This window comes from Lelliottia sp. GFLA7, assembly GCF_056490165.1.
On sequence record NZ_JBWLAQ010000001.1, the window covers coordinates 854,222 to 880,109 of the forward strand.

Below are 25,888 nucleotides of genomic sequence, written 5' to 3' on the forward strand. Positions count from 1 at the left end.
GCCTCACCCCGGCCCTCTCGCTGAATGGAGAGGGGTAATTTACGCGCGCACTTAAGCTTTAGCGATCCCTCATCCCAAATACTCAATCACCGACAAGCCGCCGTTATAATCCGTGCTGTAAATAATGCCCTGTGCATCCACAAACACATCACAAGACTGAATCACTTGCGGGCGGTTCGGGCGGGTATCCATCATTTTCGCGGGAGCCGCCGGCACCAGCGCACCGGTTTCAACAGGACGATAAGGATTGGAAATATCATACGCACGCACGCCAGCGTTTTGATAGGTCGCAAAAATCAGCGTCGAGCTGATGAAGCTGCCGGGGCGATTTTCGTGCAAATTATGCGGCCCGAAGTGCGCGCCTTTCGCCACGTAATCCCGTTCATCCGGCTGTGGGAACGTGGAAATACTGACCGGATTCGACGGCTCACGAATATCAAACAGCCAGATCAGCTTTTCGCCATCTTCCTGATTATCGAGCACCGCTTCGTCCAGCACCACCAGCAGATCGCGATCCGGTAACGGCAGCGCCGTATGCGTGCCGCCGCCAAACGGCGGACTCCAGTTGCGATGGCTGATAAGTTTCGGCTGCGTGCGGTCTTTCACGTCCAGCAGCGTCAAACCGCCATCGCGCCAGCTGCCGTAGGCCGTATCACCGGCAATAATCGCGTGATGCAGCGCATAGCGTTTTCCTTCCGGGAAAGAAGGCTTTTCGCCTTGCGCCTGATTCATCCCCGGCAGCCACCAGCGTCCGGCCACTTCGGGTTTGCGCGGATCCGCCAGATCGATAGTCAGGAAAATATAGTCGGTAAACCCGTCGATCAGTGCTGAGACATAGGCCCAGCGCCCGCCGACGTACCAGATGCGGTGAATGCCGATCCCGTCGAGTGACAAGAAGCTGATTTCGCGTGGTTTATCTGGCGTCGAAATATCAAAAATGCGCAGCCCTGCGCTCCAGCCTTTGTCCTGCACGTCGCTGACGGTTTCACCCACCTCACGGGTGTAATAAACCTTTTCGTCGGCAAAACGCGCATCGGCAAATAGATCGCGGGCGTTGATCACCAGCAGGAGATCGTCATGAGCCTGAAGATGCACATTCCAGGTGCCCGGCGGCGCAGGCACATAGCCCGCTGCTTTTGGATTTTTCGGGTCGCGCACGTCCACAATCGAAAACCCCTGCGACACCATATGACCGATATAGGCAAAGCCGCGATGCACCATCAGCTGAACGCCGTCCGGGCGACCGCCCTGATCGCTATGGCCGATCAGCCGCATATTGCGGCTGTATTCAGGGGTGGGTAATGAAGAGTTCATATCAAGTCCCTGTTGATTTTTACCCTCTCCCGCAGTGAGAGGGTGGGCGTGATTCTTTTCCCCCTCTCCCGTGGGAGAGGGCCGGGGTGAGGGCATCAGACCGCACCGCACTATTAATGATTTTTCGCTTCCAGCGTCGCAAACCATGGCGCGATAAAGTCTTCGGTCTGGCCCCAGCCTGGAATGATTTTGCCAAGGGAAGCTACGTTAACCGCACCCGGTTGCGCCGCCAGCAGCGCCTGCGGAATGGCAGCCGCTTTAAAATCATACGTCGCAGGCGTCGTCTCACCGGCAATTTTGTTCGCGATCAGACGCACGTTGGTCGCACCAATCAGCTTAGGATCCACCGCCACGCTCACTTTCCACGGGCTGCCGGACTCACGCATCAGCTGCAAATCCTGGTTGGAAATATCGATGCTGTAGAGTTTGATTTCGGTACGGCCATTCTCTTTCAGCGCCTTATACGCGCCCTGGCTAAACGCATCCCAGGTACCCCAGATCGCGTCGATCTGGCCTTTCGGATATTTCGCCAGCACCGCGCCGACTTTGTTCGCCGTATCGCCCTGCACGTCAGAAGAGACTGCGCCGATAGACTCCAGCTCTTTAATGCCCGGATACTGCTTTTGCAGTTCCTGATACGCCGCCTGACGGCGCTCCATCGGCGGGAAACCGGCAACCCACAGTTTGATGATATTGGCCTTGCCGTTGAAATCTTTCGCCAACTGGCCAAACGAAAGATTGGTCAGCGACGCGTCATCCTGCTGGGTAACCGTCACGCCGGGAATGTCACCGTTAACGGCAGTATCAAACACTGCCACTTTGATTCCCGCATCGACGGCTTTTTTCACCAGCGCGGTGGAATACGGGTCGCGGCCCTGAGACAAAATAATCCCGTCATATTTCTGGCTGATCGCCTGATTTACAAAGTCCTGGAATTTAGCGTCATCACCGTTACTCAGAAAAGTGCTGACCTTAAAGCCGAGCTTTTTACCTTCCTGAATCGCCCCCGAGACAAACTGCGTGGTGTTGTCATCGGAGCCCAGGTTACGGATCACCGCGATGCGGATCGGGCCTTCATGGTTAGCGATCGCCGCTGGAACCGGCGCAGGCGTTGCCGCGTAGCCAGGCAACGAACTCAGTAAACCCAGCGCCACCAAAGAGAGTGCGATTTTTTTCATTTTGTTATCCCGTTGTGTTGTGAAATGTTATTAGCGTTTTTGTATGTAGGTAATCGCCAGAGCCACGGCCAGCACCAGCCCTTTTATAATGTCCATCGCGTAATACGGCACCGAAAGCATCACCAGCCCGTTAGACAACACGCCGAGGATCACCGCCCCCACCAGCGTGCCGAGCGCGTTGGGCTTACCGGAACCCGCCAGCGAAAAGCCGATCCACGCCGCCGCGACCGCATCCATCAGATAGCCACCGCCCGCATTCACCTGCGACGAACCAATGCGTGACGCCAGCAAAATGCCGCCCAACCCCGCCAGCAGCGACGCAATCACGTATGCCGCCACTTTGTAACGGGTGGTGCGAATGCCGGAAAGGCGCGCCGCTTCCGGATTGCCGCCAATGGCGTACATACGGCGTCCATGCGTGGTCAGCGATAAGCCAAGCTGCGCCAGCAGCGTCACTGCCAGCATGATAATCACAATCGTGGGCACCTGACCCAGCAGGCCGAACGCTGCCGGAATGGTTCCTTCGGCCATGTCGCCGCTCGGCAGAACCATGTTTTCGGTAATCGATCCGCCGTAGCTGTAGGTCATCGCCACGCCCTGAATCACAAACAGGCTGGCAAGCGTCGCCAGCATGTCCGGAATACGCAGGATCACGATGAGAAAGCCGTTGAACAACCCAACCAGCGTACACAGCGCCAGGGTGATCAGAATCGACTCGGTAGTGCCAAAGCCGTGCCAGACAAACAGCGAAATCACCAGCGCGTTCGCCAGCGATGCCGTCGATCCGACCGACAGATCAAAGCCGCCGACGGTCAACGAGACAGAAACGCCAATGGCGATCACCGTCACGATGGCGATCGATCGCAGAATATTGATGATGTTAAAGGGATCGAGGAAGTTGTCCGATGCGATGCCAAAAATCGCGACCAGCGCGACAACGGTCAGCAACATGCCCCATTTATAGAGAAAATCGAAAAACTGCTGACGGCCCGACGCCGCTGTATTGACTGAAAGGGCCTTGCTCACGACGCCGTACCTCCGGTTGAATAATAAAGTAATGTCTCTTCGCGGGCCTCGGCACCGGCGATTTCCGCCACGATGCGTCCGTCCCACAGCACGCAGATGCGGTCGCACAATCCGACCAGTTCAGCGAACTCACCCGAGGCGTAAATCACCCCTTTGCCTTCGCGCGCCAGGCCATCAATAAGCTGGAAGAGATCGGTTTTGGCTTTGATGTCCACGCCTTTGGTGGGCTCGTCAAAAATCAGCACGCTGGCTTCATTGCGCAGCCATTTGCCGATCGCCACTTTTTGCTGGTTGCCGCCGGAAAGACGGCGCAACACCTGCCCAGGACCACGCGCACGCACGCCGACGCGGGCAATGACTTCCTCAGCCCAGCGCCACGCCTGACGATGACCGAACAGGCTCCAGCGCGAAAAGCTGTTATCAGCGCTCACTGACAAATTCATGCTCACCGGCTCGTCGATAAAAATGCCCTCTTTGCGCCGCTCCTCCGGGACCAGCGCCAGTCCGCGAAGCACGGAATCCGCCGGGTCACGTGGCTTCCAGGGTTGTTGATACAGTTCACCGCGCTCGACGCGGCTTTTGCTCGCGCCAAACAACGCCTTGCACAGCTCGGTTTTTCCCGCGCCCGCCAGCCCGGCGATGCCGAGAATTTCACCTTTGCGCAGATGCAGAGAGATATCTTTCAGCAGCGCGTCGTCGTGCAGCCCTTCTACGCGCAGCAGCGTTTCGTCGCTGTATTTTGGCCGCGCGGGCGGGTAGATATCGCTCAGCTCGTGACCGAGCATTTTTTCGACGATCGCTTCGCCGCTCAAATTCGCCATCGGGCCGGATTCAATTAATTTGCCGTCACGCAGCACGGTTAAAGTGTCGCAAATCGCTTTCAGTTCGTGGATGCGATGGGAGATAAACACCACGCCGATGCCCTGCTGTTGCAGGCGTTTGACCACCGCAAACAGGCGTTCGCTTTCGTGAGCATCAAGCGGCGCGGTCGGCTCATCGAGGATCAGAAAACGGCAGTGATGCGACAGCGCACGCGCCAGCAAAATTTGCTGTTTTTCCGCCAGCGAGCAGCTGTCTATCGAGCGACGCACGTTCAGGGACACATCGAGCTGCGCCAGCGCCAGCTTTGCCTGCTCGCGAATGGCGCTCCAGCGATAGCGATGCCCCGGGTGTGCCAGGTTGTCGAGCATGATATTTTCAGCGATGCTCAATCCGGGGATCAGCGCCACGTCGACTTCCTGCTGCACCAAATGAATACCGAGCCGTTTGGCGTCGAGCGGTTCGCGAATCGCTACCGGCTGATTATTAATGCTGATTTCACCCTCGTAGTGATCGTGGGTGCCGCACAGCACCGCCATCAGCGTTGATTTCCCTGCGCCGTTTGCGCCCGTTAGCGCGTGCACGGATCCGCCCGTCAGCGTGAAATCCACACGCGACAGCGCCTGAAACCCGGAAAAGGCCAGGCTGATACCGCGCATCTCAAGGCGACTGGATACCATCCGCGTAAATCCTTCATTAATATTTTGATTTATGGAATTTTTCACAGGTCGGGTTGACTGGCAATGATAGAAAAGGCATAAGATAAAGCTAAATATTATTAGCCATCCGGATGTCCAGACATAACATCAGGTTAGCGCTTCGCAAAAAAGGACACCCAAAATGAGCAATACCGATATTCGTGTCGTACCCGGCCCGGCCAACTACTTTTCCCACAGCGGCAGCCTTGCGCGCCTGAACGATTTCTTCACGCCTGAACAACTTTCCCATGCGGTGTGGATTTACGGCGAACGCGCAATTGAAGGGGCGCGCCCTTTCCTGCCAGAAAGCTTTAACGCCGATGGCGCAAAACATCTGCTGTTCAAGGGCCACTGCAGCGAGCGCGATGTCACCCATCTGGTGAATGAATCCGGCAGTGACGCCAGCGTGGTGATTGGCGTAGGCGGCGGCGCGGTCATGGACACGGTCAAAGCCGTGGCGCGTCGTCTAAACGTGCCGTTCGTCGGTATTCCAACCATTGCCGCCACCTGTGCCGCCTGGACACCGCTTTCCGTCTGGTATAACGACGCCGGTCAGGCGTTGCAGTTTGAGATCTTCGATGACGCTAATTTCCTGGTGCTGGTCGAGCCGCAAATCATTCTGAACGCCCCGGCGGAATACCTGCTGGCGGGCATCGGCGATACGCTGGCGAAATGGTACGAAGCGGTGGTGTTAGCGCCAAAACCGGAAGAGCTTTCGCTTACCGTTCGCCTCGGCATCAACGGTGCGTTGGCGATCCGTGACGTGCTGCTGGAGAGCAGCGAACAGGCGCTGGCGGATCAGGCGCGCGGGGAGCAAACGCAGGCGTTTCGCGATGTGGTGGATGCCATTATCGCGGGCGGCGGTATGGTCGGCGGGCTGGGCGAACGCTATACCCGCGTGGCGGCGGCGCATGCCGTACATAACGGTTTGACCGTGTTACCGCAAACCGACAAGTTCCTGCACGGCACCAAAGTCGCTTACGGCATTCTGGTGCAAAGCGCCCTGCTCGGTCAGGACGACGTTCTGGCGCAACTGATCGCCGCGTATGAGCGTTTCAATCTGCCGACCACCCTGCGCGAACTGGACGTGGACATCAACAACCGTGCGGAGCTGGATAAAGTGATCACCCATACGCTGCGCCCAGTCGAATCCATTCATTATCTGCCGGTTGCGCTCTCGCCTGAAGTTTTACGCGCCGCATTTGAGAAAGTGGAATCCTTCCGCCAATAATTGCCCTCCCCCGTTCAGCGCATTGACGGGGGAAAAACTCCCTCTATACCTAATGATGAATCTCACCACTCTCGTCAGAGGTCATCATGCAGATCGATTTAACAGGTAAAAAGGCGCTGGTCACCGGAGCCAGCCGTGGGCTGGGGCGCGCCATTGCGTTGTCGCTGGCACACGCAGGGGCCGATGTGGTTATAACCTATGAAAAATCCGCCGATAAAGCCCAGGCTGTCGCCGATGAAATCGCCGCGCTTGGACGGCACAGCGAAGCCATTCAGGCAGACAGCGCGAGCGCTCAGGCGATTCAGCATGCGGTTAATCAGACGGTGCAGACGCTCGGCGGGCTGGATATTCTGGTCAACAATGCTGGCATCGCGCGCGGCGGTCCACTGGAATCCATGTCCCTGGAGGATATCGATGCGGTGATCAACGTGAATATTCGCGGCGTCGTGATCGCCATTCAGGCCGCCCTTGCGCATCTTAAAGAGGGCGGGCGCATCATCAATATTGGCAGCTGTCTGGCCAATCGCGTTGCTCAGCCGGGAATCTCCGTTTATTCAATGAGCAAATCCGCGCTTAATTCCCTGACGCGTGGTCTGGCGCGCGACCTGGGACCACGGGGAATCACTGTCAATCTGGTGCATCCTGGCCCTACGGATAGCGATATGAATCCGGCGGACGGCGAACAGGCCGACTCACAGCGCCAGCTGATTGCCACCGGCCATTACGGCACGCCGGAGGATATTGCGGCGGCAGTCACGTTTCTCGCCAGTCCTCAGGCGGGACAGATTTCTGGTACCGGCCTCGATGTGGATGGCGGGTTAAACGCCTGACGGAAATTTGCGATCGCAATTCCGCTTTTTTGCACGCCTCTGTCGACTCACAGAGGCGTTTGCGAGCCATCCCGACGCGCTGCATTTTGCCTCTTTCACCCGCAGTCTCTCCGCTCTACAGTACCTGTATAAGAAAATCAGAATTTAACTAATAACCTTATTATTTCCTTATAAAATGCAGGGGCGTACAGTGGAGGTACGGATGAAGATTATCTGGTCAAGATCTGCAAAAAGAGATCTAGCCAAAATTGAGGTGTGCGCTCAAAAGAGAATCGAGGAGAAAGTGAACGCGATAACCGATAAAAATACGCCTCGACCGGATATTAAAAAGCTATCGTTGCCCGGCAATTACTATCGGCTTAGAGCAGGCGAATACCGCGTAATCTTCATGATTCAGGGCGAATCACGAGATGTTTGCTACATCGTGGCAGTCAAGCGAAGAAGCTCAACGGCCTATCTTCACGAGGAAAGTGTTCCCTATGGATGTACAACTGATCGCTGATGCTGATGGAAAACCACAGTACGCAGTCATTCCTTATGATGACTATCTTCGTATGGTCCTGCAAACGGCTGAATATGATGATGAAAATGAGGAAAACTGGGAAAGCGTTGATGACGAAAAGGATATCTACGATGATGTTGGATTACCTGCTGACGTTTGCAGCCTCATGACGTATCAGCAAGTCAGCCTGCAGGCCGCATGGCGAATTCTGCGCGGATTATCGCAGCAGGAAGTGGCCGACAAACTCGGCATCAGCCAGTCTGCCGTCTCGCAACTTGAAGCGGTAGATTCCCGCCCGCAGAAACGCACGCGTGAAAAGCTGGCTGCTATTTACGGCTGCACGCAGGAACAAATCAGTCTCTATCTGCCTAAAGAGGGCTAACAGCACTTCACGCCGCCTTTGGCACCGTAGCGAGCGTCCTGACGATCGCGGAAAAATTCTTCATAGGTCATCGGCGACTGATCGGGATGGGTGACGCGCATGTGCTCGACGTAGTTGTCGTAGTCCGGCACGCCAATCATCATTTTTGCTGCCTGGCCTAAGTATTTCCCTGCTTTGGATAACGTGTCGAACATGATGTTTCTCTCTTTCAATCCCTCTCTCATGAGAGCGAGGGTTTTCTATGTTCCCTCTCCCCGCAGGGGAGAGGGTTAGAGGGGGATTAGTTAATGCGCCCCTTTCGCCTGAGTCACAATGTCATCCAGGTTTTCTGGCATTGGCTCGTATGGCGTCTCTTTCGCCGTCGGTTTGTCTTCTTTGAGTGCCGCCAGCGCGGTCTTCAGAGAGTACAACGCCAGCACCACAACCACCACCATAAAGAAAATGGTGAGTCCGGCATCCAGACGGTTATTGAACACCAGCTGTGAAAGCTGAGACTCAGTATATTGCGCCGGGATTTTGCCGCTGTCGATCATCGCCTGGAACTTGTTAGCAATCGCCAGGAACCCGACTTTGTTGTCCGGGCTAAAGGCTTTTTGCCAGCCTGCCGTCAGCGTACAAATCAGCAGCCACGAGGTTGGCAACAGCGCCACCCATGCGTAACGCTGACGCTTCATTTTGAACAGCACGACCGCGCAGAGCATCAGCGCCATGCCTGCCAGCATCTGGTTGGCGATACCGAACAGCGGCCACAGGGTATTGATGCCGCCTAGCGGATCGACCACGCCCTGATGCAGGAAGTAGCCCCAGGCCAGGACGCACAGTGCCGTTGCCAGCAGGTTCGCTGGCAACGAATCGGTACGTTTCAGCCCCGGTGAGATCACCCCCAGCAGATCCTGCAACATAAAGCGCGCCGCACGTGTACCGGCGTCGACCGCCGTCAGGATAAACAGCGCTTCGAACAGGATCGCAAAGTGATACCAGAACGACACATCCATCAGCCCGCCGAGCGCACCGTGGAGGATGTACGCCATCCCCACCGCCAGCGTCGGTGCGCCGCCTGCACGGGAGATAATCGACTGCTCCCCCACCTCATTGGCAATGTGCGTTAGCGTTTCCGGTGTAATGGCAAAGCCCCAGCCGCTCACAACCTGCGCCGCAGAAGCGACCACGTCAACCGTGCCAGCAGGTGCCAGAACCGCCATTGGGCTGTTCATCGCAAAGTACACGCCCGGATCGATAATGCAGGCAGAAACCAGCGCCATGATGGCGACGAAGGATTCCATCAACATGCCGCCGTAACCAATCAGGCAAGCCTGATTCTCGTTCGCCAGCATTTTCGGCGTCGTGCCCGATGCAATCAGCGCATGGAAGCCCGATACCGCGCCACAGGCAATGGTGATAAACAAGAACGGGAACATATTACCGGTCCAGACCGGGCCGGTGCCGTCAATAAATTTGGTCAGCGCAGGCATGGTCAGCGTCGGGCGCATGATCAGAATACCAATCGCCAGACCAACAATTGTGCCGATTTTGAGGAAGGTAGAGAGATAATCGCGTGGGGCCAGCAGCAGCCAGACCGGCAGAACCGCAGCCACAAACCCGTAACCCACCAGCATCCAGGTCAGCTGTACGCCAGTAAAGTCAAAATACGGTGCCCAGGTTGAGCTTTCCGCCACCCAGCCGCCAGAAATAATCGCAAACACCAGGAAGAACAGGCCAATGATTGAGACTTCACCAATGCGCCCCGGACGGATGTAGCGAATGTAGATCCCCATGAACAGCGCCAGCGGAATGGTGAACGCCACGGTATAGGTTCCCCACGGGCTGTGGGTCAGGGCTTTCACCACGATCATCGCCAGCACCGCCAGGATGATCACCATGATCATAAAGGTGGCGATCAGCGCGATAACCCCGGCCGTTGCGCCCATCTCCTCTTTCACCAGCTCACCGAGCGAGCGCCCGTCGCGACGAGTCGAGACGAACAGCACCATGAAGTCCTGCACAGCGCCCGCCAGCACGACACCCGCCAGGATCCAAATCATGCCCGGCAAGTACCCCATCTGCGCCGCCAGTACCGGCCCGACTAACGGACCCGCCCCGGCAATCGCCGCAAAGTGGTGACCAAACAGCACTTTTTTATCCGTTGGAACATAATCCAGGCCGTCGTTATGCCGAACAGCTGGCGTCATGCGCGTACCGTCTACCACCAGCACTTTGTCGGCGATAAAACGTCCGTAGAAACGATACGCGATCAGATAAATGCAGACGGAAGCCACGACTATCCATAGCGCATTGATCTGTTCACCACGATTGAGGGCGATGTAGCCCAGAGCAAATGCGCCTACAACGGAGAGCATTGCCCAGATGAGGTATTTCCCTGAGTTGTTCATAGTTGTTGTCCGTTAGCGAGAAACAGTGAGATGTTACATTTTGTTTCTAGATCACGCCTTTAAATTTAACAACTTTGAAACGCAATAATGCGTGGTCAAACCAGATATTTACTTCACTGTGTTAAGCGGATCACTTTAGCGCGTGCCGGGATGGAAAATAGCACTGAGTTGATGTTTGCCCCTCACCCCAGCCCTCTCCCCAAGGGAGAGGGAGAATCGCGGAACGCATTAGGAGTGTTAGCGAGGAGGAAAAACCGCACAAGCGATTCCCTCTCCCCGTGGGAGAGGGTTAGGGTGAGGGCATCAAACCGCACCCACTACCCCAGCACCATCGTGCTCAATCGACAGGTACAGCAGCGCCGTCCCTGTTCGTCGAACACCACGATCTCCCAGCTCTGGTTCTGACGCCCAAGATGCAGCGGCTGACAAACACCGCGCACTTTTCCCTGCGACACCGCGCGATGATGGGTCGCGTTAAGCTCGGTCCCCACCACGTTTTGCCCATCACGGGTCATCAGAAAACCGGCCATCGAACCGAGCGTTTCCGCCAGCGCCGCGGACGCCCCGCCGTGCAGCAGGCCAAACGGCTGATGTGTCCGCGCATCCACCGGCATTTCGGCTTCCAGCGTGTCGTCGCCGATGCGCGTGTAAACCATGCCCAGATGCGCCACCATCGTGTTCAGGCTGGTGGCGTTGAGTTCTTCAAGCGATAAGTGACGTTTCCAGATCATTACGCCCCCAGCGTTGAGCCGCCATCCACCACGATGTCCTGCAGCGTGATGTGGCTGGCGTGGTCTGATGCAAGGAACAAAATCGTGCTTGCGATCTCCTGCGGACGCGCAATTTTGCCGAGTGGAATACCCAGCTTAAACTGCTCGCCAAAGCCGCGAATGCGCTGCTGTTCGGCGTCGTCGCTCACCCACAGCGTGCGCTGCATGTCGGTGTCGGTCGATCCTGGTGAGACGATGTTACAGCGCACGCCGCTGCCTGCCAGCTCAAGGCCGACGGTCAGCGCCAGGCTTTTCAGCGCGGCTTTCGATGCGCCGTAAGCGCTCATCCCGATACGTGGGGTGCGCGCGGCGTCAGAGGCCACGGTAACAATCGCCCCGCTCTGCTGGCGACGGAACTGGACCATCGTCTGCTGGAACAGGTTAAACGCCCCGCCGACGTTCACCGCAAAGGTCTGCTGCCAGTCGTCTTGCGACAGCTGATCGGTCGCGCCCATGCGCAAAATACCCGCCGCATTGACCAGCACGTCCAGGCGTTCCATCTTTGCCAGCACGCGCCCACAAACGTCATTTACCTGCGTCGCGTCCGCCACGTTCAGCGTTTCGGTGGCGAACGGATAATCGTTCGCCGGGAAGGCGAGATCAAAGCCAGTCACCCGCGCACCCGCCTCGACAAACGCCAGCGCCGCGGCGTAACCGATGCCCTTACCCGCGCCCGTTACCCAGACGGTTTTGCCGGAAAAATCAAATCCGGCCATCACTTCACCTCGCGGGACAGCAGCGCCCACCAGGCATCGAGGGTCGGATTTTTCGCCAGCATCACGAAGTCGATATCGCCGTGAACTTTGCGCCAGCGGGCGGCCAGCGCCATCATGCGCACGGAGTCGAGACCGTAATCAATCAGGTTTTCGTCGTCCATCGGTTCGTCGGATTCGTCCAGCAGCGGCAGAATCACAGCGCGTAGCGCCGCTTTGCTGGCGGGTACGGATGGCAGCAGCTCGTCGGTCATCACCACGCGTCCGGTGCGCCCCGCCACGTAGTTCAACGACATCAGATGCTCTTCACGGCTGAAATCGGCCAGCGCGTCGGCGATAAAGAACGGTTTGATATCGCGCATAAAAGCGTCGGTGGCGGTAGTCATACAGCCGATGTGCGCGTAAACGCCGGTGATCAGCAGCTGATTGCGACCGGTCTCTTTCAGCATCTGCTCCAGCGGCGAGCGGTGGAACGCGCTGTAGCGCCATTTCACCAGCACGGTATCGGCTTCATCAGGGGTCAGTTCCGATACGATACGCTGCTGCTCCGGCGAGCGGGTCAGGCCCGGTCCCCACATGTCGTTCAGCAACGCGCGGTCTTCGTCGCTCTGCTCTTTTGGCTGCGCGGTGTAATAGACCGGAATAGTGTGCTTTTTGCAGTAATCGCGAAGTTGCGCGATGTTCGCGACCACTTGCTCCATCATCGGGCAGTTTTCGCCCCAGAAGTTGAGGAAATATTCCTGCATGTCGTGGATCAGCAGCGCAGCACGCTCAGGCTCGAACGCCCAGCTCACTTTGTTGTTCGGCAGCTCAGCCGCCGTCGGCAGCGCGTAACCGGTTAATTTTGGAATCGCCATAATCTGTTCCTCAGCCCTGGGCGCGTTCAGCGAGCCACAGGCGCAATTGTTTCTTGTCTACTTTCCCGACCGGCGTCAGCGGCAGCGCGTCCACGCACTCGACCCTGTCCGGCAGTTTGAATTCTGCAATCCCCTGCTCCCGCAGGAATCGACGCACATCCACCGCGCGCAGGTTTTTTTTCACCACCAGATACGCGCAGCTTTTTTCGCCCAGCAGGCTGTCTTCCATGCTGACCAGCGCCGCTTGGATCACCGATTCGTGACGCAGCAATAAATTCTCGATCTCTTCCGCCGCGATCTTCTCGCCTCCACGGTTGATCTGATCTTTTTCGCGCCCCTGTACGGTGATGTAACCCTGCTCATCAATGGCGATCAGATCCCCGGAGCAGTAAAAACCGTCGGCATCAAAAGCGCTGGCGTTGTGTTCCGGGCTGTTGAAATAGCCACGGAAGGTGTACGGCCCGCGCGTCATCAAACGCCCGACTTCACCGCGCGGCAGCGGTTGTCCGTTTTCATCCGCCACCCACACTTCGTCATCCGGACACATTGGACGGCCCTGAGTGTTCATGATGCGTTCCGGGGTGTCGTCGAGGGCGGTGTAGTTCACCAGCCCTTCCGCCATGCCAAAAACCTGCTGCAGCTGACAGCCAATTTCCGCCGGAATGCGCGCCGCAAGCGTGGCGGAAAGCCGTGCTCCGCCCACCTGTAACAGCGTCAGTGATGCCAGTTGAGCGTTACCCGCCCCTTCTGCAATGGCCTGCAACCACAGGCTGACCGCTGGAGGAACCAAAGACGCAACGTTGAGCTGGTGTTTTTCGATCAGCGGGAAGCAGATCGTGGCACTCGGATCGTTCGCCAGCGCCACGCACCCACCGGCCATAAACACGCCCAGCGATCCTGGGGAACTCATCGCAAAGTTGTGCGCCGCGGGCAGCGCGTTCAGGTAGCGAGTGTCAGCCGTAATCCCGCAAATCTCGTTGCTGCGCAAAACGCTGTAGTAGTAGTCGTTGTGCGTGCGCGGGATCAGTTTTGGCGTGCCGGTGCTCCCGCCGGAAAGCTGAAAAAACGCCACTTCATCAGATGGCGTTGGGCTGGCGATAAAGTTGTCAGCCGGACGCGCGATGGCCTTCTCCAGCGCGTGTTCACCGTTATCGCCGCGCAGCAGCACCACACGCACAGAGCGATGTTCATCGACAAACGTATTCAGGAAATCATCGCCCGCAAACAGCGCGTGCTGGCGATCGGCAATCACCAGCGCAGGCGCGATTTGAAGTGCGTACGCGTTCAGCTCGCTGCGTTGATGGCTAAAGAGCGCATTCACCGGGGCAATGCCTGCCTGCAGTAGGGCAAAGAAAGTGATGTAAAACTCGGCCACGTTGCCCAACTGCACCAGCGCCGTTTCGCCGCGCTTAATCCCCTGCGCCTGCAGTGCGGAGGCAAGATTATTCGCTGCCTGGTGGAGCTGACGGTAGGTGTAGTGCCGTTCACCGTCGATCACCGCCGTCGCGTCGTTGTCAGCATGACGCGTCAAAATGTCGGTCAGCGGCACATCCTGCCAGTAGCCTTTTTCACGGTAGCGCCGGGAAAATTCCTCAGGCCAACGGGTAAAGGGAAGAGTCATGATTGTTCCTCAGTGCAAACCAAAAACGTTGAGCATGGTGGAGAGTTTGACGCCGGTTTCGCGCCATTCGCCGACGGGCGATGAGGCCGGGACAATGCCCGCGCCCGCAAACAGGCGAACCGTGTTTTCATGAATGCGCGCGCAGCGGATCGTCACGACCCATTCACCGTTGCCTTCGCTGTCGCACCAGCCTACGATCCCGCCGAACAGTTCGCGGTCAAACGGCTCGAGAGAGGCGATTATCTCTTTGGCGGCCTGATGCGGGAAACCGCTCAGCGCAGGCGTCGGGTGCAGCAGACAGGCCAGCGTCAGGGCGTTTTCGTTCTCTCGCGCTTCGCCTTCAATCGGGGTCGCCAGATGCCAGAGCGTAGGCGTGGTGATCAGCTGCGGAGAAGACGGCATCGCCAGTTTATGGCTGCGTTTTTCCAGCACCGTTTTCATCGCCTGCGTCACCAGATCGTGCTCGTGGCGATCTTTTTCAGACGCCAGCAGCTTGTTTCCGGCTTCGCGATCCAGCATATCGTCCGGCTGACGACGCGCGGAACCGGCCAGCGGCAGCGAGCTAAAATGTGCGCCCTCTTTGCGCAGCAGCAGCTCAGGGCTTGCCCCCAGCAGCACACCACCGTCTTCGAGTGGAACGTGGAAGTTAAAGCTCGCCGGGTTTTGCGCGATCAGGCGTTCTAATAACGCACCGCTGTCGATGTGCCGATCTGTGGCAATATCAATCAGGCGCGAGAGCACCACTTTATTGACCTGCGGCGTTGCTGTGAGCGCGGCGGCGCGGGCCACCATCTCTTCAAATACGGGCTGTGGCGGGATTTCCGTGCGGCTTACGACCGTCAGTTCCTGCGAGTCGGAATGGTAGCGTGCGGATTTCTGTCGCGCCGGGCGCGAAAAGGTTTGCCAGCTTTGCGGAATAAACAGTGACGACGGTTTGCGGGTATCAAACGGAATGGCGCCAACCATAATGGGATGCGAAATCCCGCTGGCTTTGGCGTCATTGAAGGCCTGCGCCAGCTTTTGCTGGAAGGCACCAGCCGGATCGTCGCCGCCTGCTGCGGACTCCGAAAAACGGGTAAAACAGCCAGATGTGGTGAAACTGCGGTTCGGCGACATAAAGAAAAAGCTGTCTGATTGCAGCGTGGTCGCGGTGTGTTGAACTTCCTCAGCCAATGACGTATCCATATCATCCTCCTAAAATGATAAACGCAGTAAGAATAATTATCATTTATATTTTCGATGGCTAACCTAATAGCAGAGCGCGACTCTGTCAACCGCCGACAGCGCATCTTGTGCGACTATCGCTTGCATCCCTTCGTCGCATTCATGAAAATGAGAAGCATTAACCTCAACAAAAACAGGATGCCGCTTTGTGAAACTCCCTGCTGTTTGTCGTCACGCCCTGCTTTTAGCAGGACTTTTTGTTTTAGGACTAACCTCAGCCACCGCCGCCGACTGGCCCCGTCAGGTGACCGACAGCCGTGGCGTTCATACGCTGGAAAGCAAGCCGATGCGCATTGTTTCTACCAGCGTGACGCTGACCGGTTCGCTGCTGGCGATTGACGCGCCGGTTGTCGCCAGCGGCGCGACAACGCCGAATAACCGCGTGGCGGATGCGCAAGGTTTTATGCGCCAGTGGGGGGATATCGCCAAAAAACGGCAGGTTTCGCGTCTCTATATCGGCGAGCCAAGCGCTGAAGCCGTTGCCGCGCAAATGCCGGATCTGATTCTCATCAGCGCGACCGGCGGAGATTCTGCCGTAGCGCTTTACGATCAGCTCTCGGCCATTGCGCCGACGCTTGTCATCAATTACGACGACAAAAGCTGGCAGGAACTGCTGACTCAACTCGGCACGCTGACCGGACACGAAAAGCAGGCCGCCGCGCGCATCGCCGAATTTGATCAACAGCTGACGTTGGTGAAGCAGCAAATGAAACTGCCGCCACAGCCGGTGAATGCGATTGTCTACACCGCCGCCGCGCACAGCGCGAATCTGTGGACCGCCGAATCGGCGCAGGGCAAGTTCCTGCAACAGCTCGGATTCCAGCTGGCTGAGTTGCCTGCTGGGCTGAACACCTCAAAAAGTCAGGGTAAGCGCCACGACATTATCCAGTTGGGGGGTGAGAATCTGGCGGCAGGGCTGAATGGACAAGGGCTATTTTTGTTTGCGGGCGACCAGAAAGACGTCGATGCGATCTACGCTAATCCGCTGCTGGCGCACCTGCCTGCGGTGCAAAACAAACGCGTCTGGGCGCTGGGAACGGAGACCTTCCGTCTGGATTATTACAGCGCCATGCTGGTGCTGGAACGTTTAAATGCGTTGTTCAAGTAAGCACGAAATTGATTGTCTTCTCCCTCTCCGGTCGGAAAGAAGATCTCAGGTTTACTCCCTCTCCCCGTGGGAAGGGATCGGGATGAGGGCATCCGACCGCACGAGGTAAAAGCAAAACGGCAATCCAGCTGCCGTTTTTTGTGTTTTCACCCTCTCCCTGTGGGAAAGAGGTCGGGGTGAGGGAATCAGTCTGCACAAGCTAAAAGCAAAACGGCAACCCAGTTGCCGTTTTAGTGTTTTCACCCTCTCCCTGTGGGTGAGGGCATCAGGCTGCACTATCCTTCAACACCGGTTCCTGACGGAATCGGCGCAGCTCCACCAACGTCATCAGCAAAATCACACCGACAATCGCCAGCACAAATCCACTGCTGCTGGCCGATGCCACCGGCGTCATAATCACGCCAAGCCCGCCCAGGATCGCTGCGCCAATCGCATCGCCCGTCACGTTCTGCGCCGTCCATAAACCGTTGATGCGCCCCAGCATTCCTTCCGGTGTCTGAGTCTGAATCAGGGTGTATTGCAGCAGCGAACTCACCGCGCTCAGCCAGCCAAACAGTGCCAGACACACCACGCCCAACGCCCAGAACGGCATCAGGCTAAAGAAAGCGATGGCGATAAACGAAGCGACGGTTGCAGAGAGCATAATCAGCCCCGGACGCGCGCTGTGCGCCAGATTGCCACTGGTCAGCGCGCCAAACGCCGCACCGAGCGGAATCGCCGCATACAGCAGGCCAATCTGCGAGGCGCTCATCTGCCACTCAATCGCCAGCGCCGGATAGAGCACGCGCACCGCACTCGCCATCGTCAGCAGCCCGCCCAACAGCGCGATGCCGCCAATCAGCGGATTGCTAAACAGAAAACGAATCGCCGCCATCAACGATTTCAGCGGGTGTTCGCGCGGCTGTGGCGGGGGTGGCAAAAGCGGCAAACGCAGCAGAGTTAACGTAGTGATAAAAGTGCCCGCTGCCGCCAGACCGTAGTTCCATGCCACGTTGCCGGTTGCCAGCAACAGGCCGCCCACCATCGGCGAAATAACCGAGCCGAGACGCACGGTGAGCATAGTGATTCCGCCCGCCTGCATCAAATTTTCACGCCCGACCAGCGCAGGCGTAGCCGCCAGCAGTGCCGTCACGCCCAGCGAGGCGAAGAAACCGTCCCATAATCCCAGCGCATAAATTGCAATGAGTGACGGCTCCGGGAGCATGGCGTTCAGGCACAGGCCAATAAAGCCAATGCCGCACGTGCCGCGCGCCAGCAGAATCAATTTTTTGCGCTCGTAGCGATCCGCCAGCACCCCGCCGACCATCAGCCCAATAAACATCGCGCTGCCCGTCAAGGTCACAGACAAACCAACCAGCCAGCTGGATTGCGTCATGGCCTGGATCTGTACCGGCACGGCAACGCCGAGCAGTCCGAGGGATAAAATGGAGATAAAACGCGCAATAAAAACGGCACGAAACGCGGGATGCGTCTTGAGCAGGCTGAGATTAAGCAGCCAGGATTTTTGATTCATGACAAGGCCTTGAGGTCTAACTCTCTACCAATTTCGTGGTCGCACATGCTAACATAGCCAAATAAGATAGATAACGATAATTACTATCATTATCAAATCATGGACGTTGCTATGTTGTCTTCTCCTCTCGCGGTACGCGCCGTTGCGCTGCCCGCTTTGTTGATGCTGTTAATTCTTGCTATGGCGCTCAGCCTGCTGGTCGGCGCAAAACCGCTGTCGGCATCCGTCATTGTTGATGCCCTTTCCGGCACATGCCAAAGCGCCGACTGCACGATTGTGCTCGACGCACGACTGCCGCGCACGCTCGCCGGATTGCTGGCCGGTGCGGCGCTTGGCCTGGCGGGAGCGCTCATGCAAACGCTGACTCGCAATCCGCTGGCCGATCCCGGCATTCTGGGCGTCAACGCGGGCGCCAGTTTCGCGATTGTGCTCGGCGCAGCGCTGTTTGGCTTCTCCTCCCCCACGGAACAACTGGTGATGGCCTTTTGCGGCGCGCTTGCCGCATCGTTGATCGTCGCGTTTACCGGCAGTCAGGGCGGTGGACAGTTAAGCCCGGTACGCCTGACGCTGGCGGGCGTCGCGCTTGGCGCGGTGCTCGAAGGGTTATCGAGCGGCATTGCGCTGCTCAATCCCGATGCCTGGGATCAGCTGCGCTTCTGGCAGGCTGGATCGCTGGATATTCGCACGCTACAGACGTTGCAAATTGTCACAATCCCGGTACTTATCGCCGCCGCCGTTGCGCTGTTTTTAAGCCGCGCACTCAACAGCCTGAGCCTCGGCAGCGACACCGCCACCGCGCTCGGTAGCCGCGTGGCGCGAACGCAATTAATTGGATTATTAACGATAACCGTGTTGTGCGGCAGCGCGACGGCGGTCGTCGGGCCGATTGCCTTTATTGGCCTGATGATGCCGCACATGGCACGCTGGCTGGTGGGGGCCGATCACCGCTGGTCGCTCCCCGTTACGCTGCTCGCGACGCCCGTTCTGCTGCTGTTTGCCGATATTATTGGCCGTCTGCTGGTGCCGGGCGAGCTGCGCGTGTCGGTGGTGAGCGCCTTTATCGGCGCACCGGTGCTGATTTTCCTGGTTCGCCGTAAGCGTGGAGGTGCGCTGTGATAACCCCTTCCCGCCGATTAGTCAGCACCTGCCTGCTGCTGGTGCTCGCCAGCCTGGTGGCCGCCGTCTGGAGTTTGCGCAGCGGTGCGGTGACGCTCGATTTCACCCAGGTCTTTAACGCCCTCACCGGCAGCGCCCCGCGCAATATCACGATGGTGGTCACCGAATGGCGTTTGCCGCGCGTGGTGATGGCAATTTTGGTGGGCGCCGCGCTTGGCGTAAGCGGTGCGATTTTCCAGTCGCTGCTGCGCAACCCGCTGGGCAGTCCGGACGTGATGGGCTTCAATACTGGCGCGTGGAGCGGCGTGTTGGTCGCGATGGTGCTGTTTGGTCAGCATCTCACGGCGATTGCCTTTGCGGCGATGGCGGGCGGCGTGCTGACCTCGCTTGTCGTCTGGGCGCTAGCCTGGCGCAACGGAATCGAGACCTTCCGCCTGATCATTATCGGCATTGGTATTCGTGCCATGCTGATGGCGTTTAACACCTGGCTGCTGTTGCGTGCGTCGCTTGAAACGTCGCTCACCGCCGGGCTGTGGAACGCCGGGTCGCTAAACGGCCTGACGTGGGCCAAAACGCTACCCGCCACGCCGATTATCATGATGATGCTTGTCTGTGCGTGGCTGCTGGTGCGCCGCATGCGCCTGCTGGAGATGGGTGACGATAGCGCCTGCGCGCTGGGCGTGAGCGTTGAACGCTCGCGTCTGACGCTGATGCTGGTCGCCGTTGTCCTCACCGCAGCCGCCACCGCCATTGCGGGGCCGATTTCGTTTATCGCGCTGGTTGCCCCACATATCGCCCGCCGCATCAGCGGCACGGCGCGCTGGGGTCTCACACAGTCGGCGCTGTGCGGCGCGCTTTTATTGCTGGTCGCGGATCTCTGCGCCCAGCAGCTGTTTATGCCTTATCAACTGCCGGTGGGCGTCGTGACCGTCAGTCTTGGCGGTATCTATCTCATCGTGTTGTTAGTTCAGGAGTCCCGCAAGAAATGATCCAGACAGCGACCCGCTTGCGCGGCGAAAACCTCACCCTCGGCTACGGCAAAAAAACCGTGGCGCAGGCGTTAAATGTGTCGATTCCCGACGGCCATTTTACGGCGATTATCGGCCCGAACGGCTGCGGGAAATCCACGCTGCTGCGCACGCTAAGCCGTCTGATGACGCCGCAGCACGGGAGCGTGTATCTCGACGGCGAACAGATTCAGCAGTTCGCCAGTAAAGAGGTGGCGCGGCGCATTGGGCTGCTGGCGCAAAACGCCACGACGCCGGGCGACATCACCGTGCAAGAGCTGGTCGCCCGCGGGCGTTATCCGCATCAGCCGATGTTTACCCGCTGGCGTAAAGAGGATGAAGCGGCGGTGACCGCCGCAATGCGGGCGACGGGCATTACCGATCTCGCCGGGCAAAGCGTCGATACGCTCTCCGGCGGGCAGCGACAGCGCGCGTGGATTGCGATGGTGCTGGCGCAAGAGACGTCGATCATGCTGCTGGATGAGCCGACGACCTGGCTGGATATCAGCCACCAGATTGATCTCCTGGAACTGCTGAGTGAACTGAACCGCACGCAGGGGTATACCCTGGCGGCAGTGTTGCACGATTTGAATCAGGCGTGCCGCTACGCCACGCATTTGATTGCATTGCGCGACGGGAAAATCGTCGCGGAAGGCGCGCCGAAAGAGATTGTGACGCCAGAGCTGATCGAGCGGATCTACGGGATGCGCTGCATGATTATCGACGATCCGATTGCCGGTACACCGCTGGTGGTGCCGATAGGACGGCGTGCGGTCTGATTCATCCCACCACAAAAAGGTGAAAGAGAAATATTAACGGCAACTTCGTGTTGCCGTTTTGCTTTGCTTCGTGCGCTGTGGTGCCCTCACCCCGCCCCTCTCCCACAGGGAGAGGGAGAAAAAATATCAGCGCTCCCACACCGGGGGAGAGGCCGAAACCCATTGGCGCTACCGATTCGCCGGAAGTTATCTGCCGGGCTGAATAGCTGCGCAGAACGGTTCCTTCCCGCATACAGAGAGGGAGAAAAACCACCAGCGATCCAGATTCGCCGGAAGTTATCTGCCGAGCTGAATGCCTGCGCAGAACGGTTCCTTCCCTCATACAGAGAGGGAGAAAACCCACTAGCGCTACCGATTTGCCGGGAGGTTATCTGCCGAGCTGAACGCCTGCGCAGAACGGTTCCTTCCCCCATATAGAGAGGGAGAAAAATCACCAGCGCTCCAGATTTGCCGGAAGTGACCTGCCGGACTGAATGACTGCGCAGAACGGTTCCTTCCCGCATACAGAGAGGGAGAAAAAACACCAGCGATCCAGATTCGCCGGAAGTGACCTGCCGGACTGAATGACTGCGCAGAACGGTTCCTTCCCTCATACAGAGAGGGAGAAAACCCACTAGCGCTACCGATTCGCCGGAAGTTATCTGCCGGACTGAATGACTGCGCAGAACGGTTCCTTCCCTCATACAGAGAGGGAGAGGGCTGGGGTGAGGGGGAAATCTACCCCAAAATCTCTTTCAGCACGGGGCCAATCTGCTCGAACGCCTGCGGGGAGATGATATCGACGTGGGCGCAATCCTGATGATAAACCACCAGCTCATTCACCCACGGCTCCCACGCCTGCTGCGGCTCCATCGTTCGCGTACGCTCGGCGACAAACAGCGTCGCTTTACCGTCAAATCGTGCACTGTGTGCGGTCGTCAGCAAGCGCACCGCATCCGCGTAGTTGCCTTCAATCGCGTTAAACAGCTCGCTGGATGCCTGCCCCTGCTGCGCCACAACGAACGCTTCGCGCTCGCGCTCGATTTCCGCCAGCACTTCAGGATCAAGACCGTTGGCCTCTTTCTCCGCCCAGTTTTGCGTCTCCGGCGGCCAGGTGTCCAACAGCCCCAGGAAAGCGACCTCTTCGCCCTGCTCGCGCAGACGCGCCGCGATCCCCTGCGCTAACGTCCCGCCGAGGGAATAGCCGAAAAGATAATACGGTCCGTGCGGCTGCTGCGCGCGCAGAGTATTGAGATGATGCGCGATCACCTCATCCAGCGTCGCACACTGCGCCATCGGTCCTTCCGGACGTGGCGACTGAATACCGGTAATCGACCAGCGCGGGCTGAGATAGCGCGCCAGCACGCTGAACTGCCACGCAAACCCGGACGCCGGATGGAAGCAGAACAGCGTCGGGCCATCGCTTTGACGCAGCGGCAAAATCGTCTCAAAGCCCAGACGCTGCGCCTGCTCATCGCTGATTTGTGACGCCAGCAGTGTGCTCAGTTGATTGACCGTGGACGCCACCATAATTTGTCCCGGCGTCACTTTGCGGGAAAACGCACGGCTCAGCTGTGCCGCCAGGCGCATTGCCAGCAGCGAGTGGCCGCCGAGCGCAAAGAAATCCGCCTCGATGTCATTCACGTCGCAGCCCAGAAGATCGGAAAATGCCTGCGCGACGGCGATTTCCGTTGCCGTTTCCGGCGCGCGCCCGGAGGTTTTGCGGGTCAGATCCGGCAGCGGCAGCGCTTTGCGATCCAGCTTACCGTTGGCCGATAGCGGCAGTTCGCTGATTTGCAACAACACCACTGGGACCATGTGCGCCGGGAGTTGCGCTTTTAATGCGTCAAGCAGCGCCTCGCGATCCAGCGGCAAACCGGATTCGGACACCACGTAGCCCACCAGCTGACGCGCATCGCCGCCCGTGGCCGCCGCCTGATTAAACACGCAGGCATGCGCCACCGCCTGCGCCACATCAGGAAGCGATAACATCGCACGGTCAATTTCGCCCAACTCAATACGCTGACCGCGAATTTTCAGCTGATCGTCGCTCCGGCCCAGATATTCCACCGCGCCATTATCCAACCAGCGGGCGACGTCACCGGTGCGATACATACGCTCGCCCGGGGAAAACGGATCGGCGATAAAGCGGCTGGCGGTCAGATCCGGTCGTCCCAGATAACCCTGCGCCAGCTGAATGCCGGTGAGATACAGGTCGCCCGCCACGCCAAACGGCACCGGGCGCATCAGGCCATCGAGAATACGCAGGCCGGTATTCCACACAGGGAAACCAATCGGCACGCTGTTGCCTGACACCGCCGCCAGCTCGTCGCCAAAGGCCGGATACCAGCTCACGTCCACCGCCGCTTCCGTCGGGCCATACAGGTTATGCAGCGGCGCGTGCGTCAGCTGTTCCCACTCGCGGCACAGCTCGGTCGGCAGCGCTTCGCCGCTACAGAACACCTGTTTCAGACTCACGCAGCAGTCCGCATTTTCTGGCGTCAATAAGGCGACAAACGCCGCCAGCATTGACGGTACAAAGTGGGTAGTGGTGACGCCGTTATGCGCAAAGAATTGCTGCATCGCGAGCGGATCGCGGTGCGCGTCCGGCTCGGCCATGACCAGTTTTGCTCCGGCGATAAACGGCCACCAGAATTCCCACACCGAGACGTCAAAACTGCACGGCGTTTTCTGCGCCACCACGTCCTGCGCGGTGAGCGGATAGTGGTTTTGCATCCACAGCAGACGGTTGACGATGGCGGTTTGCCCCACCATGACCCCTTTCGGGCGTCCGGTCGAACCGGAGGTAAAGATGATATACGCGGTCTGCTGCGGGGCACTCAGGCCCAACGGTTCACCGTCCGCAGCGGGTAAGAGTGTGTTGTAACTAAACGACGAAATCGGCAGGTCGCTAAAGCGCGGGAGCTGATCGTCGGTGGTGATCAGAAGCGATGGCCGCGCGTCTTCCAGCATCATGCGCAGGCGATCGTCCGGATAGCCGGTGTCGAGTGGCAGCCAGGCGGCACCTGCTTCGACGATGCCGTGCAGCGCCAGAGCCAGAAATACCGAACGCGGCAAGGCAACCGCCACGCTGTCGCCCGGCTTCACCCCACGTTCGCGCAGTAATGTCGCCAGCGCCACCACCTGCTCGCGCATCTGGCGATAGCTGAGTTCAATGTTGGCATCCGCCAGCGCGGGCGCATCCGGCGTTTTTTGCGCCTGCTCCGCCACCAGCGCACTCAGCGTGGTGAGCGGTAGCGCAACGCCCGTATCGTTAACGCGCTCGAGCTGCTGGTATTCCTGCGGCGAGACGGTTTCGGCGTCACCACATCTCAGGTCGACGTTGGCCGCAAATTGCGCCAGCAGCCTGTCCAGACGCGCAACGTGTCGCGTGAGCGTTGCTTCGTCGTAGCGCTGCTTGTTCGCCAGAATTTCAATACTCAAACCGCCCTGCTCGTCCGGGAAAAGCGCCAATTCCAGATCGTTGACCGGACCGGTCGCCAGCATGTGCGTTGTCGCCAGCACGCCGTCCAGCGCCAGTTGATAATCAAAGACTTTGACGTTCAATACCGGGCCAAACAGCGCTTCGTCGCCCGCTGTGCGACCACTGTCACGAACAATCTGCTCGGCGTCGTAGCGCTGGTGGCGACGCATCTTTTTCAGCTGATTCGCCAGACGCTGCGCCAGAGCTGGCAGCGTTTCGTTTGGATCAATATTCACCGCCATCGGCAGGACGTTCAGTACCGGGCCGGTCGCGGTGAGCGCCGCCGATCCCATACGGCGCATAAAGATGAATCCAGCGGCGTAATCAAGTCGGCCGGTCAGACGCCCCAACCACAGCGCGACCAGCGCCAGCGCCAGATCGGTGCGCTGAACCTGGCCTGATGCGCGGACAAGCTGGCTAAATGCGCGGCTATCGGCGGCTAGCTTAAGTCGTAAAATATCCGTCGTGACGGCACGCCCCGGCAGCGGCGCGGCAGAGAGCGACACTGGCGGTGGCAGCTGTTTGCGCTGCTCGGCCCAGAACGCGCCATCACGCTTGTAGGCCTCGCTTTCACGATAGCGGTGGTATTCATCCACCACGTCGGCAAACGGCGTAAACGGGGATTCGGGCGTCGGTTGGTTTGCAGACCACGCGCGATAAATAGTCACGATCTGGCGGGTAATGGCCGGGAAACTGAAGCCATCAACTACTAAATGGTGATAGCGCTGATACCAGTACCAGTGGTTTTCGCCCACGTGAATCAGCAGATGAAACGCCAGCGGTTGACCGCTGTCGACGCGCAGGTTCTGGTTAAGATCGGCCTCCATCAGCACCATCGCCGCCGCGTGCGGATCGGTGTGGTGACGCAAATCGATAATCTGCGGTTCAGCGAAAACCATCGACTCATCAATCCACTGCCACACTTCGCCGTTGTCTTCGCTAAAGCGCGTGCGCAACGTATCGGCCTGCATCATGCCTGCCACTATCGCTTTTGCCAGCAGCGGCGCGTTGATTTCGCCGTTCAGCTCGGTGTAGTGGGCCACGCTCCAGGCGTTTGGCAGCGTTGAAAGCTGCTCTGCCATCCAGATCCCCGTCTGGGCCGCCACAAGCGGAAGACGCGCGCTCATGCCTTGTCCTCCGCAAAATGAGAGGGCACAAGCGTCTGCCAGTTTTCGGTCAGCCATTGTTCGCAGGCTTGCGGCGATTGCGGCTCACAGATCACACGCCAGCCAGCGGGCAATGCGCACGCCTGCGGCCACAGGCTGTACTCACCGTGGTGATTTTGCAAAATAGCGAATTGCCCCTGTGGATTGTCGAAGGGATTACTGAATTCCATACCAAACTCCT

The 25,888-nt window shown here is 58.4% G+C and carries 22 protein-coding genes; 8 read left to right on the forward strand and 14 right to left on the reverse strand.

The annotated features are described in order from the left end of the window. Positions 1 to 69: 69 nt before the first annotated feature. From AC07RN_RS04190 to AC07RN_RS04205, 4 genes are all read right to left on the reverse strand, one after another. Positions 70 to 1,314, reverse strand: a complete 1,245-nt coding sequence (locus AC07RN_RS04190) for an LVIVD repeat-containing protein (RefSeq protein WP_478335637.1) — start codon at positions 1,312 to 1,314, stop codon at positions 70 to 72. A 113-nt stretch (positions 1,315 to 1,427) separates the two neighbouring features. Beyond that, the gene (locus AC07RN_RS04195; RefSeq protein ID WP_012016538.1) at positions 1,428 to 2,492 is read right to left on the reverse strand and encodes a sugar ABC transporter substrate-binding protein; all 1,065 of its coding nucleotides are present in this window, start codon (positions 2,490 to 2,492) and stop codon (positions 1,428 to 1,430) included. A 30-nt stretch (positions 2,493 to 2,522) separates the two neighbouring features. Next, the gene (locus tag AC07RN_RS04200; RefSeq protein WP_478335638.1) at positions 2,523 to 3,518 is read right to left on the reverse strand and encodes an ABC transporter permease; all 996 of its coding nucleotides are present in this window, start codon (positions 3,516 to 3,518) and stop codon (positions 2,523 to 2,525) included. Beyond that, positions 3,515 to 5,017, reverse strand: coding sequence for a sugar ABC transporter ATP-binding protein (locus AC07RN_RS04205; protein WP_478335639.1), 1,503 nt, complete (start codon positions 5,015 to 5,017; stop codon positions 3,515 to 3,517). Before AC07RN_RS04205 ends, AC07RN_RS04200 begins: the two co-directional genes overlap by 4 nt. A gap of 160 nt (positions 5,018 to 5,177) precedes the next feature. Between AC07RN_RS04205 and AC07RN_RS04210 the strand changes: the two genes are divergently transcribed. From AC07RN_RS04210 to AC07RN_RS04225, 4 genes are all read left to right on the forward strand, one after another. Continuing rightward, complete coding sequence (locus AC07RN_RS04210; protein WP_449553712.1) at positions 5,178 to 6,266, forward strand: oxidoreductase; 1,089 nt, start codon at positions 5,178 to 5,180, stop codon at positions 6,264 to 6,266. Between the two features lie 86 nt (positions 6,267 to 6,352). After that, positions 6,353 to 7,096, forward strand: a complete 744-nt coding sequence (locus AC07RN_RS04215) for an SDR family NAD(P)-dependent oxidoreductase (protein ID WP_478335640.1) — start codon at positions 6,353 to 6,355, stop codon at positions 7,094 to 7,096. A 202-nt stretch (positions 7,097 to 7,298) separates the two neighbouring features. Further along, positions 7,299 to 7,598, forward strand: a complete 300-nt coding sequence (locus tag AC07RN_RS04220) for a type II toxin-antitoxin system RelE family toxin (RefSeq protein WP_478335641.1) — start codon at positions 7,299 to 7,301, stop codon at positions 7,596 to 7,598. Further along, positions 7,576 to 7,980, forward strand: a complete 405-nt coding sequence (locus AC07RN_RS04225; RefSeq protein ID WP_041689340.1) for a helix-turn-helix domain-containing protein — start codon at positions 7,576 to 7,578, stop codon at positions 7,978 to 7,980. The genes AC07RN_RS04220 and AC07RN_RS04225 overlap by 23 nt, the downstream gene beginning before the upstream one ends. Here AC07RN_RS04225 and AC07RN_RS04230 read toward each other — a convergent pair. The 7 genes from AC07RN_RS04230 to entC form a co-directional block, all read right to left on the reverse strand. Continuing rightward, entirely contained in the window at positions 7,977 to 8,174 is a 198-nt protein-coding gene (locus AC07RN_RS04230; RefSeq protein WP_041689339.1) for a YbdD/YjiX family protein, read from the reverse strand. The two genes, AC07RN_RS04225 and AC07RN_RS04230, sit on opposite strands and share 4 nt — an antisense overlap. 90 nt (positions 8,175 to 8,264) lie before the next feature. Beyond that, entirely contained in the window at positions 8,265 to 10,370 is a 2,106-nt protein-coding gene (gene cstA / locus AC07RN_RS04235) for a pyruvate/proton symporter CstA (RefSeq protein WP_235135058.1), read from the reverse strand. Positions 10,371 to 10,687: 317 nt separating this feature from the next. Further along, entirely contained in the window at positions 10,688 to 11,101 is a 414-nt protein-coding gene (gene entH / locus AC07RN_RS04240; protein WP_012016530.1) for a proofreading thioesterase EntH, read from the reverse strand. After that, positions 11,101 to 11,856: a 2,3-dihydro-2,3-dihydroxybenzoate dehydrogenase EntA gene (gene entA / locus AC07RN_RS04245; RefSeq protein WP_478335642.1), complete on the reverse strand. Its 756-nt coding sequence runs from the start codon at positions 11,854 to 11,856 to the stop codon at positions 11,101 to 11,103. Before entA ends, entH begins: the two co-directional genes overlap by 1 nt. Then, entirely contained in the window at positions 11,856 to 12,710 is an 855-nt protein-coding gene (locus tag AC07RN_RS04250) for an isochorismatase (protein ID WP_478335643.1), read from the reverse strand. The genes entA and AC07RN_RS04250 overlap by 1 nt, the downstream gene beginning before the upstream one ends. A gap of 10 nt (positions 12,711 to 12,720) precedes the next feature. Further along, positions 12,721 to 14,331, reverse strand: a complete 1,611-nt coding sequence (entE, locus tag AC07RN_RS04255) for a (2,3-dihydroxybenzoyl)adenylate synthase EntE (RefSeq protein ID WP_478335644.1) — start codon at positions 14,329 to 14,331, stop codon at positions 12,721 to 12,723. 9 nt (positions 14,332 to 14,340) lie between these two features. Further along, entirely contained in the window at positions 14,341 to 15,516 is a 1,176-nt protein-coding gene (gene entC / locus AC07RN_RS04260) for an isochorismate synthase EntC (protein WP_478335645.1), read from the reverse strand. A gap of 187 nt (positions 15,517 to 15,703) precedes the next feature. Here entC and fepB point away from each other — a divergent pair, with 187 nt between their 5' ends. After that, the gene (gene fepB / locus AC07RN_RS04265; protein WP_478335646.1) at positions 15,704 to 16,663 is read left to right on the forward strand and encodes a Fe2+-enterobactin ABC transporter substrate-binding protein; all 960 of its coding nucleotides are present in this window, start codon (positions 15,704 to 15,706) and stop codon (positions 16,661 to 16,663) included. 265 nt (positions 16,664 to 16,928) lie between these two features. On the opposite strand, the gene entS is transcribed toward fepB, so the two are convergent. Next, on the reverse strand, positions 16,929 to 18,176 hold the full coding sequence (entS, locus tag AC07RN_RS04270; RefSeq protein ID WP_478335647.1) for an enterobactin transporter EntS: 1,248 nt from the start codon (positions 18,174 to 18,176) through the stop codon (positions 16,929 to 16,931). Positions 18,177 to 18,287: 111 nt separating this feature from the next. On the opposite strand from entS, the gene fepD reads away from it, so the two are divergent. The 3 genes from fepD to fepC are packed head-to-tail and all read left to right on the forward strand — an operon-like array spanning position 18,288 to position 21,078. Continuing rightward, complete coding sequence (gene fepD, locus AC07RN_RS04275; protein WP_478335648.1) at positions 18,288 to 19,292, forward strand: Fe(3+)-siderophore ABC transporter permease; 1,005 nt, start codon at positions 18,288 to 18,290, stop codon at positions 19,290 to 19,292. Beyond that, entirely contained in the window at positions 19,289 to 20,281 is a 993-nt protein-coding gene (gene fepG / locus AC07RN_RS04280) for an iron-enterobactin ABC transporter permease (RefSeq protein WP_449553719.1), read from the forward strand. Before fepD ends, fepG begins: the two co-directional genes overlap by 4 nt. Continuing rightward, the gene (fepC, locus tag AC07RN_RS04285; RefSeq protein WP_012016521.1) at positions 20,278 to 21,078 is read left to right on the forward strand and encodes an iron-enterobactin ABC transporter ATP-binding protein; all 801 of its coding nucleotides are present in this window, start codon (positions 20,278 to 20,280) and stop codon (positions 21,076 to 21,078) included. Before fepG ends, fepC begins: the two co-directional genes overlap by 4 nt. A 717-nt stretch (positions 21,079 to 21,795) precedes the next feature. On the opposite strand, the gene entF is transcribed toward fepC, so the two are convergent. Together entF and AC07RN_RS04295 are read right to left on the reverse strand one after the other, a co-directional pair. Further along, positions 21,796 to 25,668, reverse strand: coding sequence for an enterobactin non-ribosomal peptide synthetase EntF (entF, locus tag AC07RN_RS04290; RefSeq protein ID WP_478335649.1), 3,873 nt, complete (start codon positions 25,666 to 25,668; stop codon positions 21,796 to 21,798). Then, positions 25,665 to 25,877 carry an MbtH family protein gene (locus AC07RN_RS04295; protein ID WP_012016519.1) on the reverse strand — a complete coding sequence of 71 codons (213 nt, stop codon included), beginning with the start codon at positions 25,875 to 25,877 and terminating at the stop codon, positions 25,665 to 25,667. The genes entF and AC07RN_RS04295 overlap by 4 nt, the downstream gene beginning before the upstream one ends. Between the last annotated feature and the right edge of the window lie 11 nt (positions 25,878 to 25,888).

What these genes read in the sequence shown, in the direction of transcription:
- entE (WP_478335644.1), bottom strand. Translation starts at nt 14,331, where the DNA reads ATGACTCTTCCCTTTACCCGTTGGCCTGAGGAATTTTCCCGGCGCTAC.
- AC07RN_RS04250 (WP_478335643.1), bottom strand. Translation starts at nt 12,710, where the DNA reads ATGGCGATTCCAAAATTAACCGGTTACGCGCTGCCGACGGCGGCTGAG.
- AC07RN_RS04205 (WP_478335639.1), bottom strand. Translation starts at nt 5,017, where the DNA reads ATGGTATCCAGTCGCCTTGAGATGCGCGGTATCAGCCTGGCCTTTTCC.
- AC07RN_RS04230 (WP_041689339.1), bottom strand. Translation starts at nt 8,174, where the DNA reads ATGTTCGACACGTTATCCAAAGCAGGGAAATACTTAGGCCAGGCAGCA.
- cstA (WP_235135058.1), bottom strand. Translation starts at nt 10,370, where the DNA reads ATGAACAACTCAGGGAAATACCTCATCTGGGCAATGCTCTCCGTTGTA.
- entS (WP_478335647.1), bottom strand. Translation starts at nt 18,176, where the DNA reads ATGAATCAAAAATCCTGGCTGCTTAATCTCAGCCTGCTCAAGACGCAT.
- AC07RN_RS04215 (WP_478335640.1), top strand. Translation starts at nt 6,353, where the DNA reads ATGCAGATCGATTTAACAGGTAAAAAGGCGCTGGTCACCGGAGCCAGC.
- fepC (WP_012016521.1), top strand. Translation starts at nt 20,278, where the DNA reads ATGATCCAGACAGCGACCCGCTTGCGCGGCGAAAACCTCACCCTCGGC.
- fepD (WP_478335648.1), top strand. Translation starts at nt 18,288, where the DNA reads ATGTTGTCTTCTCCTCTCGCGGTACGCGCCGTTGCGCTGCCCGCTTTG.
- AC07RN_RS04210 (WP_449553712.1), top strand. Translation starts at nt 5,178, where the DNA reads ATGAGCAATACCGATATTCGTGTCGTACCCGGCCCGGCCAACTACTTT.
- AC07RN_RS04195 (WP_012016538.1), bottom strand. Translation starts at nt 2,492, where the DNA reads ATGAAAAAAATCGCACTCTCTTTGGTGGCGCTGGGTTTACTGAGTTCG.
- AC07RN_RS04225 (WP_041689340.1), top strand. Translation starts at nt 7,576, where the DNA reads ATGGATGTACAACTGATCGCTGATGCTGATGGAAAACCACAGTACGCA.
- AC07RN_RS04295 (WP_012016519.1), bottom strand. Translation starts at nt 25,877, where the DNA reads ATGGAATTCAGTAATCCCTTCGACAATCCACAGGGGCAATTCGCTATT.
- entC (WP_478335645.1), bottom strand. Translation starts at nt 15,516, where the DNA reads ATGGATACGTCATTGGCTGAGGAAGTTCAACACACCGCGACCACGCTG.
- AC07RN_RS04190 (WP_478335637.1), bottom strand. Translation starts at nt 1,314, where the DNA reads ATGAACTCTTCATTACCCACCCCTGAATACAGCCGCAATATGCGGCTG.
- entH (WP_012016530.1), bottom strand. Translation starts at nt 11,101, where the DNA reads ATGATCTGGAAACGTCACTTATCGCTTGAAGAACTCAACGCCACCAGC.
- entF (WP_478335649.1), bottom strand. Translation starts at nt 25,668, where the DNA reads ATGAGCGCGCGTCTTCCGCTTGTGGCGGCCCAGACGGGGATCTGGATG.
- AC07RN_RS04220 (WP_478335641.1), top strand. Translation starts at nt 7,299, where the DNA reads ATGAAGATTATCTGGTCAAGATCTGCAAAAAGAGATCTAGCCAAAATT.
- entA (WP_478335642.1), bottom strand. Translation starts at nt 11,856, where the DNA reads ATGGCCGGATTTGATTTTTCCGGCAAAACCGTCTGGGTAACGGGCGCG.